Origin of the sequence: Kaistella sp. SH40-3, from assembly GCF_030686865.1 — a bacterium.
In the GTDB taxonomy this organism is placed as follows: domain Bacteria; phylum Bacteroidota; class Bacteroidia; order Flavobacteriales; family Weeksellaceae; genus Kaistella.
Genome location: NZ_JAQYUS010000005.1, coordinates 85,868 through 105,066, shown reverse-complemented (window position 1 = coordinate 105,066; position 19,199 = coordinate 85,868). Strand labels below are relative to the sequence as shown.

The following is a 19,199-nucleotide window of genomic DNA, read 5'->3' as shown; positions in this document are numbered from 1 at the left end:
AATATGAACAGACGCATCAAACACGTTACGGTTTTAGGTTCAGGAATTATGGGTTCTGGTATCGCGGCACACTTCGCCAACATTGGTGTACAAGTGCTTTTACTCGATATTGTACCTTTTGAACTGACGGAAGCTGAACAGAAAAAAGGTCTAACGAAAGAAGATAAAGTTTTCCGAAACAGAATCGCTGCGGAGAACTTTGTAAAATTACAGAAATCAAGTCCGGCACTTTTGTACTCTCCGAAATTTGCGGAAAGAATTACCGTTGGAAACTTTGATGATGACTTAGAAAAAATCAAAAATACCGACTGGATCATAGAAGTTGTTGTTGAAAGACTCGACATTAAAAAATCGGTTTACGAAAAGATCGAACAGTTTAGAAAACCGGGAATTTTAGTTTCTTCGAACACTTCTGGAATTCCGATTCATTTCTTGATCGAAGGAAGAAGTGATGATTTCAAAAAATATTTTGCGGGAACGCATTTCTTTAATCCGGTAAGATATTTACCACTTTTAGAGATTATTCCGACGCCGGAAACTGATCCTGAAATCGTGAAATTCTATATGGAATATGGCGCGAAGTTCTTAGGAAAAGCAACGGTAGAAGCGAAAGATACTCCAGCATTTATTGCGAACAGAATTGGAGTTTTCTCGATTATGAATTTACTTCATGAAGTTCAAAATCTTGGTTTAAATGTTTCTGACATTGATAAATTAACCGGTCCAGTAATCGGTCGTCCGAAATCTGCAACTTTCAGAACTGCAGATGTTGTTGGATTGGATACTTTGGTGATGGTTGCGAACGGAGTAAGTCAAAGTGGCGCTGAAGCCAACGATTTCAACGATGTTTTCAAACTTCCGAAATACATCCAAACCATGGTTGATAACAAATGGTTGGGTTCTAAAACGGAACAAGGTTTTTACAAGAAAGTAAAAAATGCCGATGGTAAATCTGAGATTCAAGGTTTGAATTTGGACACCATGGAATACGAACTTCAAGGAAAAACAGAATTTCCAACGCTTGCTTTAACCAAATCCATTGATAAACCAATCGACCGTTTCAAAGTTCTCATCGGTGGAAAAGATAAAGCCGGAGAATTATATAGAAAATCTTTAGGCGCTTTATTCGCTTACGTTTCTCATAAAGTTCCGGAAATCTCTGATGAACTGTACAAAATCGACGATGCAATGCGCGCAGGTTTTGGTTGGGAAAATGGACCATTCGAAATTTGGGATGCAGTTGGAGTTCAAAAAGGAATTGAACTGGCAAAAGAAGCCGGTTATGAAGTTTCTGATTGGGTGAAAAACGTAGCAACTTTCTATAAAGTAAACGAAGAAGGTCAAAGTATTTACTTCGACAAAAACTCTGGAAACTATAATAACATTCCGGGTCAGGAATCTTTTATCATTCTTGATAATATTAGAAAAAATAAAACCCTTTGGAGTAATTCAGGTTCCTCAATTCAGAATTTGGGCGATGGAATTATAAACTTCGAGATCCATTCTAAAATGAACTCTTTAGGAGGTGAAGTTTTAGATGGTTTGAACAGAGCCATCGATTTAGCAGAAAAAGAATATGACGGTTTGGTAATCGGAAACCAAGGTGCCAATTTCTCTGTTGGAGCCAATTTAGCAATGATTTTAATGATGGCGATCGACCAAGATTGGGATGATTTGAATATGGCAATTGCTTATTTCCAAAAATCCATGATGCGCGTTCGTTACTCTACAATCCCTGTAGTTGTTGCTCCTCACGGAATGACTTTAGGTGGTGGTTGCGAAATGACAATGCATGCTGACCGCGTTGTTGCAGCGGCAGAAACCTATATCGGATTAGTGGAAACTGGTGTTGGTGTAATTCCTGGTGGTGGTGGAACGAAAGAAATGGCGTTGAGAGTTTCCCGTGAATTCCATTCTGATGATGTGAAGAACAACAGACTTCGTGATATGTTCATGAATATCGCGATGGGTAAAGTAGCGACTTCTGCTTACGAAGCCTACGATATGGGAATTTTAGAAAACCATAAAGACATCGTGGTGGTGAATAAAAACCGTCAGATCAAAACTGCAAAAATGCTCGCTTTAAGTTTAGCGGAACACGGTTACACGCAACCAATCGAACAAAAAGTAAAAGTTTTAGGACGTGATGCTTTAGGAATGTTCTTAGTTGGAACCGACCAAATGTTAACCGGGAAATATATTTCTGAGCACGATAAACTGATTGCTGACAAATTAGCAAACGTTCTTGTAGGTGGAAATCTTTCGGAACCAACAATTGTTACAGAACAATATTTATTGAATCTGGAAAGAGAAACTTTCTTACAATTGTGTGGTGAGAGAAAAACTTTGGAAAGAATCCAGTTCATGTTAACGAAAGGGAAACCACTTAGAAATTAATTTTCAATCGTTGAGCCACGAAGTGGCGAAATCAAAAGCATTGGGTGAAGCCCAATGAAATGGAATGAAATAAAATTAAAAATTTAACAAATGTCAAAACAAGCATATATAATTAAAGGGTTTAGAACCGCAGTCGGAAAGGCTCCGAAAGGATCACTTCGCTTCACGCGTCCCGACGTCATGGCAGCAACAGTTATCGAAACGTTAATGGCTGCAGTGCCGCAGTTAGATAAAAACAGAATCGACGATTTAATCGTTGGTAACGCAATGCCGGAAGCAGAACAAGGTTTAAACGTGGCGCGTTTAATTTCATTAATGGGATTAAATACCGATCAAGTTCCGGGTGTTACGGTGAACAGATATTGCGCATCCGGATCTGAAGCGATTGCAATTGCTTCTGCGAAAATTCAGGCGGGAATGGCTGATTGTATCATCGCAGGTGGAACGGAATCAATGTCTTACATTCCGATGGGTGGTTACAAACCAGTTCCGGAAAGCGATATGGCAAAATCCAATCCTGATTATTATTGGGGAATGGGTTATACTGCAGAGGAAGTTGCCAACCAATTTAAAATTTCCCGTGAGGAGCAAGATCAGTTCGCTTTTGAATCTCATCAAAAAGCATTGAAAGCAAACGAAACTGGCCGATTCAAAGATCAGATTGTTCCGATTCCGGTAGAATACAATTATCTTGACGAGAACCAGAAAATGCAGACGAAGAAATACGACTTTACGATGGATGAAGGTCCAAGAAAAGATACGAGTTTAGAAGGTTTGGCAAAGTTACGTCCGGTGTTTGCAAATGGCGGATCTGTAACTGCAGGAAACTCGTCTCAAATGAGTGACGGTGCGGCATTCGTAATTGTAATGTCCGAGGAAATGGTGAAAGAATTAGGTTTGGAACCGGAAGCACGATTAGTCGCTTATGCAGCAGCAGGTTTAGAACCAAGAATCATGGGAATGGGTCCATTATATGCCGTTCCAAAAGCATTAAAACAAGCCGGTTTAGAATTAAAAGACATCGATTTAATTGAATTGAATGAAGCCTTTGCTTCTCAATCTGTTGCTTTGAAAAAAGAACTCAACCTTAATCCTGACATCCTCAACGTAAACGGCGGAGCAATCGCACTTGGACATCCACTTGGTTGCACCGGAACAAAACTAACCGTTCAACTTTTGGATGAAATGCGCAAACGTGGAAATATGAAATATGGAATGGTAACAATGTGCGTAGGAACTGGACAGGGAGCAGCGAGTATTTTCGAACTTTTCTAAAAGACGAAGAGATAATAGACGGATAGATGATAGACTGAGAAACGATAAAGAGATTTTAATTAAACAAAAATTTGATTATGAGCGATTTTAAAAGACATAATTTCAAAAAATTGAAAATTTGGCATTAGGCTATGGAAATTGCGAAAAACATTTCAGATATCACTGTCGCCTTTCCGTCCTTTGAAAATTTTGGAATGCGAAGTCAGATGGATAGATGTTCCGTTTCAATAGTATCAAATGTAGCCGAAGGTTCAAGTAGAACTAATAAATCTTTCAGTCATTTCTTAGATATGTCTTTAGGTTCATCATTCGAATTGCAAACCCAACTTATTTTAGCAAACTATAAAAAATATATTTCTGATGAACTTACTGTTTCATTAGAAAGTAAAATTGAAGAATTTCAACGTGCTACGATGGTTTTCCAAAACACATTAAAAGACTAAAAGATAATAGACCAACAGACAATAGACTACAAAATGACAGACAATATGAAGCAGTTAGAATCTATTATCTATCCGTCTATCATCTATTCGTCAATTCAACAAAACAAATATTAAAATTAATAGCAATGAGCGATACAAAAACAACATTAAAAGGCGGTGAATTCATCATCAAAGATATTCCTGCAGCAGAACTATTCAGTCTTGAAGAATTGAGCGATGAGCAAAAAATGCTTCGGGATTCAATTACTGAATTTATGGAAAGAGACGTCATCCCACACAGAGAGCGTTTCGAGAAAAAAGATTACGCACTGACCGAAGAAACCATGCGGAAATTGGGTGAAATGGGAACTTTGGGAATTGCAGTTCCGGAAGAATACGGCGGTCTCGGAATGGGATTTGTGAGTACAATGTTGACCTGCGATGTGGTTTCCGGCGCGAACGGTTCTTTGGCAACTGCTTACGGAGCGCATACGGGAATCGGGACGCTTCCTATCCTTTTGTACGGAACGGAAGAATTGAAACAAAAATACCTTCCCGCTTTAGCAACAGGTGAAAAATTCGGAGCGTACTGTCTGACAGAGCCTGATGCAGGTTCAGATGCAAACTCCGGGAAAACGAGAGCCGTTCTTTCAGAAGATGGAAAACATTATATCATCAACGGACAGAAAATGTGGATCTCGAATGCAGGTTTTGCAGATACATTCACGTTATTCGCAAGAATTGAAGACGATAAAAACATTACAGGTTTCGTCATCAACCGTTCTGAACTGGAAGATCCAAACAGCATGACCATGGGCGAAGAAGAACACAAATTAGGAATCCGCTCCTCTTCTACGCGTCAGGTTTTCTTTAACGATATGAAAATTCCGGTAGGAAATTTATTGGGCGAAAGAAACAATGGCTTCAAAATCGCGATCAACGCCTTAAACGCAGGTCGGATTAAATTAGCCGCTGCAAACATTGACGGACAGAGAAGAATTACAGGACTTGCCATCAACTACGCAAATGAAAGAAAACAGTTCGGCGTTTCTATTTCAACTTTCGGAGCGATCCGTAAGAAAATTGCAGAAATGGCAACAGGAATTTTCGTTTCTGAAGCAGGTTCTTACCGTGCAGCGAAAAATGTAGAAGATAAAATTGAGGAATTCGTTGCGGGTGGAATGTCTCACGCAGAAGCAGAATTAAGCGCTTTGGCAGAATATGCCGTAGAATGTTCAATTCTTAAAGTGTACGTTTCAGATTTAACCCAACATATCGCAGACGAAGGAATTCAGATTTACGGTGGAATGGGATTCTCCGAAGATGCACCAATGGAAGCAGCCTGGAGAGATTCCAGAATTGGAAGAATCTATGAAGGAACCAACGAAATTAATAGACTTCTTGCCGTAGGAATGTTGATCAAGAAAACAATGAAAGGCGAACTTGATTTGTTGAAACCAGCCATGGCGATCGGAAAAGAATTGATGGGAATTCCGTCTTTTGAAGTTCCAGATTATTCAGAATATATGTCTGAAGAAAGAGCAATTCTTCACAACTTGAAGAAAGTATTCTTAATGGTTGCCGGAGCAGCGCTTCAGAAATACATGATGGAAATCGAAAAACAGCAGCATCTTTTATTAAATGCCTCTGAAATTCTGAACCAGATCTATATGGCAGAATCTGCAGTTTTAAGAGCAGAAAAACATTTCGATACCGATTCTGTAGAAGCAGCAATGGCGAGATTAAATCTTTACAAAGCTGTAGAAGCTATTTCTACCGCAGCGAAAGAAGGAATTGTCTCGTTCGCAGAAGGCGACGAACAGCGCATGATGCTTTCTGGATTACGCAGATTTACAAAATACACCAATATGCCAAATGTAGTTGCCTTAACTGAAAAAGTTGCAGCGCATTTCGTGGAAAAAGGATCTTACTAGAAATAGTTTGATATGTGGTTTGAACGCTCTGAGAAATCGGGGCGTTCTTTTTCATGATTAGCATTATCATAAAATGAAGTTAATAATTTTTTCAAATTACCTTAATGGAATATTGGATTTGTTTGTATATTTAACATTGAAATAATTACATTCGATAAAGCTATTAAAAAGAAACAAATAATCAATATGAACTTATTAAACGGGGAAAAATTTATAAACTTTTATAAGCTAGATGAAGGTAAAAGTTCTGTAATATCTGATTCTGATATTAATGAAAAATATTCAAAAGGTGAAATTAGAATTATTACCGAACAAGCGCGCTATCCTTTAGATACTATCCCGTCAATGCTTGAAAGTGGCAAATATGATTTAAATCCAGAATATCAAAGAAGAAAAAGGTGGAGCACTGTACAACAGTCAAAACTTATCGAATCCTTTATTATAAATGTACCAATACCTCCAATTTTTTTATATGAAGTTGTTTATGCAAAGTATGAGGTAATGGATGGCTTACAAAGACTTACAGCAATAAATGATTTTTATACTGATAAATTTGCGCTAAGTGGTCTAGAAGAATGGAAAGAATTAAATGGTAGAAAATATTCTCAACTTCCAAAAAATATTAAAGAAGGTATTGACCGTAGGTATCTTTCTTCAATTGTGCTTTTAAATGAAACTGCTAAAGATAAAGAAATTGCAGATTCGCTTAAACAAATGGTATTTGGAAGACTTAACAGTGGTGGGGATAAATTAACTCCCCAGGAAACTAGAAATGCGCTATATGCCGGAAAATTCAATGAATTTTGTATCGAGTTGTCTAAAAATGATACGTTTAGAAAATTATGGAATTATACATCTTACAAATATTCCAATGGTAAATTGATGAATGAAGACGAACTATTGGTAGATGAGACTTTTAGAAAAATGGAAGACGTTGAAATGATTTTAAGATTTTTTGCTTACCGACATATTGAACAACTTTCTAACTTTAGGTCACAAGAACAATTCTTAGACAATTACTTGCAAATAGCTAATCAATATCAACCAAATCTATTAATTGAGTTAAAAAATATTTTTTCAAAAACTGTCGAACTTGTTTATTCTCTTTTTGGAGAAAGCGCATTTTATATGCCGGAAAGCACTCAAAAGAAAAGTACTCCTACAAAAACTATTTACGATTCAATAATGCAGGCATTTTCAATGAATCTTGATAAGGAAAAGGTAATTTTAAGCAATCAATCAACAATTCGAGAATCAAAATTTAAAGATTTAGAAAAAATAACGTATGAATCTAGAGGAAAAAAAATTGATCTATTTGACGGAAAATATAACAGCAGGAGTAATGTAGAAGCTAGAATCAAATATTTTACTAATCTAATAGAACATTCAATTGCATAATGAATTCTTCATTAAAAAAATTTGACGATGAAATAATTGAATTACGACAACATTTGCAGTATATTCAGAATATTACTACGGAAATAGGTGAGACAAGTTCACTATACATATATGTCAATTCAATAACGAAACGAACCTTTAATTATAAATCTTTAATAATTTCTCTATATGGTATTGTAGAAAACTATTGTGATAGATTTATCAAAACATACCTTGAGAATTTAAGTACAGTAATTTCGGAATATTCAAATTTAAAAGAAGTTATTAAAAAAAAGAATATTCGAAACTCTGCAGATCTTACACTAAAAGTTTTTGATAATAAATACCTTAAATATAAACATCTAAAGGAAGTTGATCTGATAAGAAATTTAAATTCTTGCCTTACAGATGTTCCAAATTATTTACTTAATTATGATGGTTTTACCATTTTATCTGGTAATATGAAACATGCAAAAGTATGTGAACTATTTAAACAAATAGATTTAGATTTAAATCAAGAATTTCGTAAACATACAGATTTTAATTTATCAAATTCCGAAAATCAATTTATAAAGTTAGATGAATTAGTAGAAATGCGAAATGAGGTCGCTCACGGAAGTGTTATTTCATTACTAGACCCAAGTCAAATAGTTGAATATGTTAATTTCATTGAAAAATACTTTAAGAGTTTACACAAAATTCTTACAATCGATTTGGAACAAGAAAAATTAAAGTATTGGAGAAAATTTCATTGTATTGAAATTGAAAATGCAAAAGTTTTCGCGGGAAACATTCTTGGATTTTCAAATCTTAAAAATATAGCTGTCACTAATGAAAGTTTAATAGTAATTATGAAAAGTGACGGATCTTTTCAAAGTGCTGAAATTCTCAATATTAAATCATTTGAAAATAATGATTTAACTTTAAAATTAAAAAGTAATACAAATCTTACAGGAAATCGAAAATTTTTTTGCAAAATCACTGATAGCACAAAAAATTAAATTGAATTTCCCCCACCCCCGCACAAATCCTTTCCCCGCTCCCGCACGAATCCTTTCGTGTGGCTAATAATAACAAAGTATAACTCCCACTCCAGTTTAATAGTCTTGAATCTATAAAGTTTGTTAAAAATTGGGACAGAGATTATAATGACCTTACTTTTGCAGCAATGAAAAGGTTTTTTCCGGCGCTGCAGATTTTCAAAGCATTGAGTACTTTGATACTCAAAAAACCTTGTCAAGGTTGTCATTTTCTCTAAATTTCAAAGGATTTTGTAAAATAATCTAAAATCTAATTCCTTTTCTCCTCTCTTTTTCCATTACTTCTTTTTTCTAAATTTCACTGCGATATTTTTATGAAATCCCCCTTTAAAGCGGTAAATTGCACTTACCAATTTTCTAAAGATAATTCTCCTTATGAATAAAGAAATAAAACACTGGTTCACCAAATCTGTTCACGAAACTTTAATGTTGCTTTCGGTGGAGGCTGATACAGGACTTTCTGAAGATGAAGCGCGGAAAAGAAAAGAACATTTTGGCGCAAATATTTTGGTAGGCAAAAAGAAAAAATCTCTTTTAAAAATTGTCTTCTCTCAACTAAATGACTGGCTCATCTATGTCCTTTTTGCTGCCGTAATCATCACCGCTTTCATGGGCGAATATATAGATTCGGTGATTATTACGCTTGTCATTTTCCTTAATGCCGCCATTGGAACCTATCAGGAAGTGAAAGCCGGAAAGGCGATCGATGCGCTTTTGAAAATGTCTTCGCCGAAAGCCGTCGTAAAACGTGACGGGCAGACCAAAGAAATAGACAGTGCCGAATTGGTACCGGGCGACCTTGTTATTTTAGACGCAGGCCGAATCATTCCCGCAGATTTACGTCTCCTGGAAACGGTGAACATGCAGATCGAAGAATCTTCTTTAACAGGAGAATCTCTGCCCGTGCATAAAAAGGCAGAAAGTGTTTTTGACAACATCAAAATGCCGCTGGCTGAAATTGAAAACATGGCCTTTATGTCGACCATCGTCACTGCCGGAAGGGGTTTAGGAATTGTAGTCGATACCGGAATGACCACCGAAGTCGGAAAGATTGCAGATCTCCTGGATACAGACTCCAACATTAAAACACCTTTAGAAAAGAAACTTAGCGAACTCGGGAAATCACTTGGGAAAATCGCCGTCGGAATCTGTATTTTCATCTTCGGAGTTTCCTGGCTTCAGGGGCGTGATCTGGCGGAAATGTTCCTGATTTCAGTTTCACTCGCCGTTGCCTCCATTCCGGAAGGTCTGGCTGCGATTGTCGCCGTCGTGCTTTCCATAGGTGTTACCGCCATGTCCCGAAAAAATGCCATTATCCGAAAACTTCCGGCGGTAGAAACTTTAGGTTCTGTGAACATCATCTGCTCCGATAAAACCGGAACCCTGACGATGAATAAAATGACCGTTACTCAAATCTTTACCTCAGAAGGTTTAATGGTATTGGAAGAAACAGAAAATACGACCATTTCTGAATCGGCAAAATTACTGTCTGAAGGAATGATTCTCTGCTCCGACGCAACGCTCGAAAACGAAGAAGCAACAGGAGATCCGACGGAAATTGCCCTGCTTGTTCTGGGCGATCAACTCGGACTCGACCGCAAAAACTTAGGTCAGAAATATACACGTATCGGAGAAAATCCTTTCGACAGTAACCGTAAAATGATGTCGGTTCTGGTGAAATCTGAAAGTGGGTGCAGCGTTTTTACGAAAGGTGCTTTGGGAAGTCTTCGAAAAGTGGCTACCCGGATTTTTGATAAAGGAGAGATCAGAGCCATTACAGAAAAAGACCTTCAGAATTTCAGTGAGGCAGCGATAAAAATGTCTGACAATGCTTTACGAACCCTCGTTTTAGCCTACAAACCTGCAGATGAAAATTTAGCTCCGGAGGACATGGAAAAAGATTTAGTATTCGCCGGTTTGGTGGGAATGATCGATCCCGCACGGGAAGAAGTGAAACCTTCCATAAGACTTGCCGCAAATGCCGGTATCAAAACCATTATCATTACTGGTGATCACAAGAATACCGCTTTCGCCATTGCAAAAGATTTAGAAGTTGCGGAAAGTATTGACCAAGTTCTTACAGGACCGGAACTGGAGGAAATTAGCGAAGATGAATTCATTGAAAAAGTAACTAACTATCGCGTTTTTGCGCGCGTTTCCCCGCAACACAAAGTGCAAATCGTACAAGCGTTACAAGCAAACGGAAATATCGTTTCGATGACTGGTGACGGAGTGAATGACGGACCTTCACTTCACATCGCAGATATTGGAGTGGCAATGGGAATTACCGGCACCGATGTGGCCAAAAACGCCGCCGATATGATCCTGACCGATGATAATTTCTCTACGATTGTTGTTGCCATAGAACAGGGAAGAAATATTTTTCAGAACATTAAAAAATCGGTGGTCTTTTTACTGACCTGTAATCTGGGCGAAGTCCTGGCCATGTTTCTGCCACTCGCTTTTGGCTGGCCGGCTCCACTTATTGCGACCCAACTTTTGTGGATCAACCTTCTCACGGATTCTCTGCCCGCAATCGCCCTGGGAATGGATGGTGATGATCCCGACGTAATGCAGGAAAAACCAAGAGATGCCAATGAAAATTTCTTTTCCCACGGCGCTGGAACTCATGTAGTCATCGGCGGAATCCTTATCGGTTTGATTACCATTTTTGCTTTTTGGTACGGCTTTTACGAACTCGGTTATACGCCATTTGAGAAAAACATTCCGGAGGAAGTAGTGAAAAATGCGAGAACGCTGGCTTTTTTGGTCTTGGTATGTGCACAACTTTTCTATTCTTTAGGATTAAGAAACAGCAAAAAACCTTTTTATCAGATCAAAATTTTTGGCAATCATTATTTAAACGGAGCTGTTTTACTGGGACTTTTCCTACAGCTAACCTTGCTTTTTATCCCGGTTTTGAGAAACGCATTCAAACTCCATATGCCCGATTCCAAAGGTTGGATCATGGCATTATTTCTGGGTCTTGTCCCTTTGGTTACGCTGGAAATTTATAAAATAATTTTTGTAAAAAAACATAATTAACAGTTAACCGCCTAGAGTTAAATTCTCTCGAAAATAAATATCACAAATATAAATTTTAACGAAAATTCTAGGAGAAATACAGTTTTACACTAAATATAAATTCTATCTTTAATAAAATTTAAAAACGATGAGACTAAATATCACCATCTTATTTTCGCTAATGTTCACGTCTTTCCTTTTTGGTCAACAGGTTCTGCCTAAAATTAATCCAGAAAAAAAAGTGGACAGTTTGGATATGTTGAATTTAAAAAGTTCCGAGCAACTCAAACTTTCGTCAGCAAATTCAAAAATTAAGCAAAGAGTCCAAACTATTCATATGCCGAATGCAAAACCTAAAGACAGTTCTATTTATGCAGCATTAAAGGGAAAAGCCAGAAATGATAAACCGCACAAAATTTTGAATGCGATTCCGGAAAATGAAAAGATAAAACCAAATAAATAATGTTTGACTATCAACAACATATTCTAATCTTTAAAATATAAAATCATGTGGAAAGAAATCGATGGAAAACTTCAACAGACTTTTAAGTTCAAAAATTTTTCCGAAGCGTTTGCCTTTATGACCAGAGTCGCATTGGTTGCAGAGTGCCAGCAACATCATCCAGATTGGTCGAATGAGTATAACAAAGTGAATATCAGTTTGTGTACGCATGACGAAGGGAATGCGATTACTGAGAAAGACCATAAACTCGCAAAAGCAATTGACAAAATAATTGGGTAATTCCTTATATTTCCAAATAGATAAAAACAAAAAAACACTTCGTAACCGGAGCGTTCAATTTTATTTTAAGATACAAGAGCATTTTTTATATAGGATAAAAATCTTTTAAAACTATTGCTGATTAAGAAAAAACTGAAGTAATTTTTTACGACTCAATCTAATAATGAATCGTCTCAAGATCGATTAAAAAAAAATATTGAAGCGTTTAAACTACTTCGTTCAATTAAGTTCTACCGTCGAACACCGATCATCAAAATGACTATTTCTCAAAACGAAGAACTATTTCGCAAACTTTAACGATTTTATGCGCACGAAAATGGATCAACTATTTCAGAAAAAAGGTGCGGGAAATAATATATTTTCAAAGTACATCAATGGCCAATAAAACTTCACAACATATTCTTCCGACTGCTTCTAATTTACTGGGATTTTGTCTCATCGTAATTACATCACTGCACATCAGTTCGGCGACCGTAAATTCTATTTTAGATGAATTTACAAGTATCGTTGCTTTATTATTATGCCTTTCGGTAATCTTATCTTTTGCCTCCATTAAAAGTGAAAATAAAAAATGGACGCACCGACTGGAATTGATCGCAGAAATTCTTTTTGGAACGGCCATTACAGGGATTGGAATTATTGTGCTCGTTCTTTTGAAAAAATTCTGGCTCCAATAAAGAGTATTGAAAAATAAGAATTAATTTTATTTAAGTTTTATTGCTAATTCCTTAGACCTTTCATTATGAAAAATAAAAAGTATGTAATCGATCTGCTAAAAAGTGAAGACGACCAACTTAACAAAATGCACGAGATTATCGATAAGGCCATAACGGAGGAAACATTCATCACCACGACCATTCAGGATAATGACGAAGAGCGGACGTATGGCGAAAAACTTTCTGATAAAGTAGCAGAGTTGGGCGGCAGTTGGAAGTTCATCATCATCTTTGGCGTTTTATTGATGATTTGGATTTTATATAATACGGAAATTAAGTACAACAAAAGTTTTGATCCTTATCCCTACATTTTACTTAATCTTATTTTGTCTTGTATCGCTGCAGTACAGGCTCCAATCATAATGATGAGCCAAAATAGAAAAGAAGTTAAAGACCGAAAAAGAGCCATTAACGATTATATGATCAACCTGAAATCTGAGATTGAAATTAGAAATCTTCATGAGAAAATAGACCTTTCGATAATCGATCAATACAAGCATCTTTGCGATATTCAGCAGAAGCAACTCGCTCTTTTAGAGGAATTGAACAAAAAAATGAAGGTCCTATCAAAACCCTCAAACCCTTCTTAAAAATTTATTTTGTATTTAATTATATTTAAAAAAACAAACTTCTATTTTACTTTAAATTTTATCTTTAATAAAAAACAAAATGACCAAAGACGAACTGCTTAACAAAGCCATAAAATTAGCCCAGAAAGCGCACAAGGGACAAACTGATAAATTCGGAACGCCGTACATCGGTCATGTAATTCGGGTAATGAATGCCGGAAAAACGTACGACGAAAAAATCGTTGGCGTTCTTCACGATGTGATCGAAGATTGCCCAGAAATCACCTATGAAACTTTGGTTGAAGAAGGATTTTCTGAAGAAGTAATTTTTGCTATAAAATGTCTTACTAAAAATCCGACTGATATTGACTACATGGAATTCATCAAAAAAACGGAACAGTCAAAACTGGCCGTTTCGGTAAAATTAAATGACTTGCAGGATAACATGAATCTAACGAGATTTAATAATGTTATGACCGAAAGAGATTTCAAACGGTTAAATAAATACTTAACGGCTTATCTTTATTTAAAGGAAAAATACTAATCAACGGTCTTGTCAGAATCAGCCACCAAGGCTTTTAATTCGCTGACTTCTGCTGCGGTTAAATCCCGCCACTTCCCTATTGGAAGATCGAGTTTGATATTTAAAACACGGATTCTTTTCAGTTTTTTTACTTCATAACCACAATATTCGCACATGCGGCGAATCTGGCGGTTTAAGCCTTGCGTTAAAACAATACGGAACGATAAGTTATCGATCTGCTCTACTTCACATTTATTGGTAACGGTATCCAGAATCGGAATTCCGCCACGCATTTGCATGAGGAATTTCGGCGTAATTGGTTTGTCAACTCGTACGATATATTCTTTTCCGTGGTTGTTTCTGGAACGAAGAATTTTGTTCACAATATCACCATCATTCGTCAGAAGAATTAATCCTTCACTCGGTTTATCTAATCTTCCGATTGGGAAAATTCTTTTCGGATGATTCACGAATTCGATGATATTGTCTCTTTCTCTTTTGGTATCCGTGGTGCAGACAATTCCGACCGGTTTATTCAATGCGATATAAACAGGTTCTTCATCTGTTTTTCGAATGGTCACGCCATCGACAAAGATTTCATCGTCGTCAGAAACTTTAGTTCCCATTTCCGGAACTGCGCCGTTGATGGTTATTCTTCCCTGTTCTAAAAGTCGGTCTGCTTCTCTGCGGGAACAAAAACCAACTTCTGAAAGATATTTATTTATTCTAGTCTTTTCCATACTCATTATAGTTTTTATTACTGAAGATCGTTAGTCCGTAAAATAACCCTACAAAGGTAACTCCAGTATTTCCTAATTGTTGACCTTCAAAATATAAGCCGCCTTGCTGGCTTAACCGTGTACTGTGAGAAACTAATTTTCCCACTTTAATTCCATACAAATCTGAATCATTAACCACCGATTTATTCAGTTGAAATCCATACGTCAAATCAATGAAAACAGGTTCTCCATCATCAACATTGAAAAGGATTTTCGGTTGGATAATTCCGTACACAATATGAAAATTATCTGTGGTGTACGTGTATTTTATTCCGCCACCTAAAGATAGATTCGGTATAAAATTATATCCTGCTACCGCTGAAATTCCGTAAGAAAAATCGTTGGGATAGGTTGTATATTGATTTTCTGGATTGTTCTGTTTATCTCGATTACTTGCAATAATATTCGATAAATTAAATCCTGCACTTACTTCCGGACTGAAATAAAAACCCTGTATTGGTCTTTTCTCAGGATTACTTTGGCTAAATCCAAGACTGGAAATTAATACAAAAATAAAACATAGTTTTTTCATATCAAGGCTACTGATTGAAATTTTCAAATCGGTATTCGTCTTTCAAATAATCTGAACTCCCATTTTCAATTTTGTAATCTCCAATTTTTGTTCTGCGAAGATTGGTGAGGTAAGCGCCCACTCCTAAATCCTGACCAATATCGTGGGCTAAACTTCGAATATATGTTCCTTTCGAACAGCCAACGGTAAATCTTACAAAAGGTAATTCTATCTCAATATCGGTGATATAATTAATGGTGGTTTTACGGGTTTTCATCTCGACCTCTTTACCTGCTCTGGCTAGATCATAGGCGCGGTTTCCCTCAATTTTAATGGCCGAAAAGATGGGTGGTTTCTGATCGATTTCGCCAAGGAATTTTTCTAAAGTTTCCTTGATTTGTTCTTCCGTAATATTTGAAATATCCTGTTGAAGAATCTCCGGTTTTTCGGTGTCGTAGGATTCTGTTTGAACGCCGATTTTTATTTCGGTAAAATATTCTTTTGGAGCATCCTGAATTTCAGGAATGATCTTGGTGAATTTTCCGGTGCAGACAATTAGTAATCCTGTGGCACGCGGATCCAAAGTTCCGGCGTGACCGATTTTAAATTTCTTCGGAAGATTGAATTCTTTTTTGAGTTTGTATTTCAGTTTATTCACCGCTTGAAAACTCGTCCAATCCAAAGGTTTGTCGAGGAGTATTATTTGGCCTTCTAAGAAATCGGTATCGGTCATTTTTAAAAACTAAATTGGTGAAAAGTTCTGCCTTGCAGCCCGGCTTGAACGGAAATCCTTTTTTTAATCCTTTCAGGATTGAAAAAAGATTGGGAGTGGAAGACGGAAATGTCTGCCCAAATCAAATTATTGAAACTTCAAAAAATAAATCAACAACACGATTCCCACGATAATCCGGTACCAACCCCAAGGTTTGAAACCGTATTTATTAAGCAATCCAATGAACGATTTTATCGCTATTAACGCCACGATAAACGCGACTACATTCCCAACAACAAACGCAATAATATTATCATTTGAAGCCAAAATCATCTCATAACCTTTCATAGGATTTGCGGTCGTTTTGCCCCAAGTTTTTACAAAAATGGAATAAACAGTAACGGCCAACATCGTAGGAACTGCCAGGAAAAATGAAAATTCTGCAGCGGCTTTTCGAGTCAATCCCTGTGTCATTCCACCGATGATTGAAGCGGCACTCCGACTCGTTCCGGGCATCATTGCTAAACATTGCCAAAAACCAATGATCACGGCTTTCTTAATCGACATGTCCTTTTCATCATCGATTTTTGGATTTTTAAACCAGGAATCTGCGAAGAGTAAAACGACTCCACCTAAAACCAAAACGGTTGAAATTGCAACCTGGTTTCCAAGAAATTCTTCTATTTTATCATCGAATAAAAATCCTAATCCTAAGGCCGGAAGAACTGCGAAGGCCAGTTTATAATAAAATTTAAGGTTCTGAAAATCAAAAAACTTTTTCCAGTAAGCAGCGACTACGGCTAAAATTGCTCCGAACTGAATTGATACCTGAAACATTTTTAAGAATTCTGTCTCTTCCATGCCCATTAAATTTGCGATAAAACCCATGTGTGCGGTAGAAGAAATAGGAAGGAATTCGGTAAGACCTTCGATGATTGCAATGATAATTGCTCTGAATAAATCCATGTAAATTGATATTAAAAAAAAACTTTGTCAAAGATAAACGATGACAAAGTGATGTATTGTAAAAAATAATTATTTTTTCTTTCTTTTCAGAATAGCGTACACTTCAACGGCAAAACCTGCAATTACCAACATTGGGGCAATACGAATTCGGCGGATCGAGAAAATATCTTCGTTCCAAACATTCGGATCGTATTTTCCATCAACGGTGTTGGCATCAGGGCCCATCATTAATAGAAATCCAACTACAATTAAGGCTAAACCGATCAGCATCAATTTGTAATTTTCTTTGCCGAAATAGAAAGGATTATTTTCTGAAACTTCTACCGATTTACCAATCGTATCAGCAGAGAACTGTTTATTTTTTTTGCTCATTTTTAAGAATAATAAAGATCATCAACATTCGATCTTAGGAAACGCCATGTTGCGAAAATCGTCGAGAATACGGTGATAAAAACACCCAATAAGAAAATAGCCACAACTAAAATAATCAATTGATTATTGTCCTGCGCAAACGGAGTTCCGATTTGAGTAACGAAGTAATACCAGGCACCAAATAAAACGCCTAAACCAATTAAAGCACCGATTACGCCAAGAATAATTGCTTCTTTAATAAAAGGCTTTAAGATGAAACGGCGCTTGGCACCAACCAACTGCATGGTTTTGATAATAAATCTTTTAGAGAATATTTTTAAACGAATTGAGTTGTTAATCAAGACAATTGCTAAGATTAAAAACAAGATTGAAAATCCTAAAATCCATTTCAAGATATTGTTCAGGTTGTTATAAACTTCAACCATCAAAGTACTGTTGTTTTTCACATCAATGATTCCGGGTGTCGATTTAATCTGCTTAATCGCTTCATCGATTTTTGCCGGATCTACGAATTCGGGTTTCAAGGCAACTTCAATAGACGAAGGGAAAATATTTTCGTCGAAAAGCGCGCTGCTTTCAATGCCCATACTTTTCTTTGCTTCTTCTGCAGCCATTTCCCGGGAAATATAAGTCGCTTTTTTTACGGGAGCCAAAACCTGAATTTTCTTAAAGGTCTCTGCTTCCATTTTCGCGATTTTCACCGAATCTTTTGCATCATAATTTTCATCAAAATACGCATTCACCACCAATTGCTCCTTGATATAATCTGAATATTTTTGAGCATTAATAAGGATAAGTCCCATTAACCCTAATAAAAATAACACCAATGCAATACTTATTACTACGGTAATATTGCTGGAGCGAAGTCGTCTTTTGTTAAAATCCTCAACTGTCTTAGCCATTAAATAAAAAATTTCTGCTAAAATAGAAAAAAACTTCCGTAATTTGCGGACAAACGCGGAAAATCGCTGTTAAAAAAAACTTAAAAGAAATAAGGTGTAACCTAGAAAACTGGGATTATGACCTTCATTTTTAATTTTAAAAATTAAATTTCTGAATGAGCGTAAGAGCCAAAAAACACCTCGGTCAACATTTTCTAACGGATGAAAATATTGCCAAAAATATTGTGGATGGACTGAGTTACGGAAATAGTAATCAGGTCTTGGAAGTTGGTCCCGGAATGGGCGTACTTACCAAATATCTTTTGGAAAAAGATGCTGAAATTTTCGTGGCAGAAATTGATACTGAATCCATCGAATATTTAAAAAGCCATTATCCGAAATTAGAAGAAAAACACTTTATCGGCGATTTTCTAAAATTAAATCTTGCAGAAACCTTTGAAGGTCAAGTCTCAATTATTGGGAATTTCCCGTATAATATTTCATCGCAGATTTTATTTAAAATTATTGATTATTACGATCATGTTCCAGAAATGGTTGGAATGTTTCAGAAAGAAGTTGCTGAAAGAACGGCTGCTGTCCCGAGAACGAAAGACTACGGAATTCTGTCGGTTCTGGTTCAGGCGTTGTACGATGTGAAGTATTTGTTTACGGTGCATGAAAACGTCTTTAATCCACCTCCTAAAGTAAAGTCGGGCGTTATTCGATTGACAAGAAATCCAAAAGAAGGTTTAGCCGGAAATGAAGTTTTGTTTAAGCGAATTGTAAAAGCGGGCTTCGGGCAAAGAAGAAAGAAATTATCAAATTCCTGGAAAGCGCTGGATATTCCGGAAGCGTTGAAAACGCATGAATTTATGGATAAACGGGCGGAGGAATTATCGGTAGAAGATTTTATTGCTTTTAGCAAACTCTGGAAAGAGCATTCTTAAAAATAAAAAAAA

19 protein-coding genes are annotated in these 19,199 nt (G+C 36.6%); 13 read left to right on the top strand and 6 right to left on the bottom strand.

What is annotated here, in order from left to right:
- Positions 1-3 precede the first annotated feature (3 nt).
- The 12 genes from PUH65_RS09660 (at position 4) to PUH65_RS09605 (ending at position 14,040) form a co-directional block, all read left to right on the top strand.
- Entirely contained in the window at positions 4-2,397 is a 2,394-nt protein-coding gene (locus PUH65_RS09660; RefSeq protein ID WP_305519794.1) for a 3-hydroxyacyl-CoA dehydrogenase/enoyl-CoA hydratase family protein, read from the top strand.
- Between the two features lie 90 nt (positions 2,398-2,487).
- A complete protein-coding gene (locus tag PUH65_RS09655) occupies positions 2,488-3,672 on the top strand; it encodes an acetyl-CoA C-acyltransferase (RefSeq protein WP_305519793.1) in 1,185 nt (394 codons plus the stop codon).
- Between the two features lie 131 nt (positions 3,673-3,803).
- Positions 3,804-4,115 carry a four helix bundle protein gene (locus PUH65_RS09650; RefSeq protein WP_305519792.1) on the top strand — a complete coding sequence of 104 codons (312 nt, stop codon included), beginning with the start codon at positions 3,804-3,806 and terminating at the stop codon, positions 4,113-4,115.
- A gap of 125 nt (positions 4,116-4,240) precedes the next feature.
- Positions 4,241-6,028 carry an acyl-CoA dehydrogenase family protein gene (locus tag PUH65_RS09645; protein ID WP_305519791.1) on the top strand — a complete coding sequence of 596 codons (1,788 nt, stop codon included), beginning with the start codon at positions 4,241-4,243 and terminating at the stop codon, positions 6,026-6,028.
- A gap of 186 nt (positions 6,029-6,214) precedes the next feature.
- The gene (locus PUH65_RS09640) at positions 6,215-7,426 is read left to right on the top strand and encodes a DUF262 domain-containing protein (protein WP_305519790.1); all 1,212 of its coding nucleotides are present in this window, start codon (positions 6,215-6,217) and stop codon (positions 7,424-7,426) included.
- Positions 7,426-8,406 carry an MAE_28990/MAE_18760 family HEPN-like nuclease gene (locus PUH65_RS09635; protein ID WP_305519789.1) on the top strand — a complete coding sequence of 327 codons (981 nt, stop codon included), beginning with the start codon at positions 7,426-7,428 and terminating at the stop codon, positions 8,404-8,406. The genes PUH65_RS09640 and PUH65_RS09635 overlap by 1 nt, the downstream gene beginning before the upstream one ends.
- Positions 8,407-8,820: 414 nt before the next feature.
- Positions 8,821-11,490 (top strand): cation-translocating P-type ATPase, encoded by a 2,670-nt coding sequence (locus PUH65_RS09630; RefSeq protein WP_305519788.1) that lies wholly within the window; start codon positions 8,821-8,823, stop codon positions 11,488-11,490.
- A gap of 127 nt (positions 11,491-11,617) precedes the next feature.
- Positions 11,618-11,932, top strand: a complete 315-nt coding sequence (locus PUH65_RS09625) for a hypothetical protein (RefSeq protein ID WP_305519787.1) — start codon at positions 11,618-11,620, stop codon at positions 11,930-11,932.
- A gap of 45 nt (positions 11,933-11,977) precedes the next feature.
- Positions 11,978-12,211 carry a 4a-hydroxytetrahydrobiopterin dehydratase gene (locus tag PUH65_RS09620; protein ID WP_305519786.1) on the top strand — a complete coding sequence of 78 codons (234 nt, stop codon included), beginning with the start codon at positions 11,978-11,980 and terminating at the stop codon, positions 12,209-12,211.
- Between the two features lie 374 nt (positions 12,212-12,585).
- Positions 12,586-12,888 (top strand): hypothetical protein, encoded by a 303-nt coding sequence (locus PUH65_RS09615; protein WP_305519785.1) that lies wholly within the window; start codon positions 12,586-12,588, stop codon positions 12,886-12,888.
- Between the two features lie 65 nt (positions 12,889-12,953).
- Positions 12,954-13,517, top strand: a complete 564-nt coding sequence (locus PUH65_RS09610) for a DUF1003 domain-containing protein (protein ID WP_305519784.1) — start codon at positions 12,954-12,956, stop codon at positions 13,515-13,517.
- Positions 13,518-13,596: 79 nt separating this feature from the next.
- Positions 13,597-14,040 carry a phosphohydrolase gene (locus tag PUH65_RS09605; protein WP_305519783.1) on the top strand — a complete coding sequence of 148 codons (444 nt, stop codon included), beginning with the start codon at positions 13,597-13,599 and terminating at the stop codon, positions 14,038-14,040.
- Here the strand turns inward: PUH65_RS09605 and rluF are convergent.
- From rluF to PUH65_RS09575, 6 genes are all read right to left on the bottom strand, one after another.
- Complete coding sequence (gene rluF / locus PUH65_RS09600) at positions 14,037-14,759, bottom strand: 23S rRNA pseudouridine(2604) synthase RluF (protein WP_305519782.1); 723 nt, start codon at positions 14,757-14,759, stop codon at positions 14,037-14,039. The genes PUH65_RS09605 and rluF overlap by 4 nt on opposite strands.
- Entirely contained in the window at positions 14,746-15,330 is a 585-nt protein-coding gene (locus tag PUH65_RS09595) for a hypothetical protein (RefSeq protein ID WP_305519781.1), read from the bottom strand. Before PUH65_RS09595 ends, rluF begins: the two co-directional genes overlap by 14 nt.
- Positions 15,331-15,337: 7 nt before the next feature.
- Entirely contained in the window at positions 15,338-16,042 is a 705-nt protein-coding gene (truB, locus tag PUH65_RS09590) for a tRNA pseudouridine(55) synthase TruB (RefSeq protein WP_305519780.1), read from the bottom strand.
- Positions 16,043-16,168: 126 nt separating this feature from the next.
- Entirely contained in the window at positions 16,169-16,987 is an 819-nt protein-coding gene (locus tag PUH65_RS09585) for an undecaprenyl-diphosphate phosphatase (protein WP_305519779.1), read from the bottom strand.
- Positions 16,988-17,056: 69 nt separating this feature from the next.
- On the bottom strand, positions 17,057-17,359 hold the full coding sequence (locus PUH65_RS09580; protein ID WP_305519778.1) for a DUF3098 domain-containing protein: 303 nt from the start codon (positions 17,357-17,359) through the stop codon (positions 17,057-17,059).
- 2 nt (positions 17,360-17,361) lie between these two features.
- Positions 17,362-18,261, bottom strand: a complete 900-nt coding sequence (locus PUH65_RS09575; protein ID WP_305519777.1) for an ABC transporter permease — start codon at positions 18,259-18,261, stop codon at positions 17,362-17,364.
- Positions 18,262-18,416: 155 nt separating this feature from the next.
- Between PUH65_RS09575 and rsmA the strand changes: the two genes are divergently transcribed.
- Positions 18,417-19,187, top strand: a complete 771-nt coding sequence (rsmA, locus tag PUH65_RS09570; protein ID WP_305519776.1) for a 16S rRNA (adenine(1518)-N(6)/adenine(1519)-N(6))-dimethyltransferase RsmA — start codon at positions 18,417-18,419, stop codon at positions 19,185-19,187.
- Positions 19,188-19,199 lie beyond the last annotated feature (12 nt).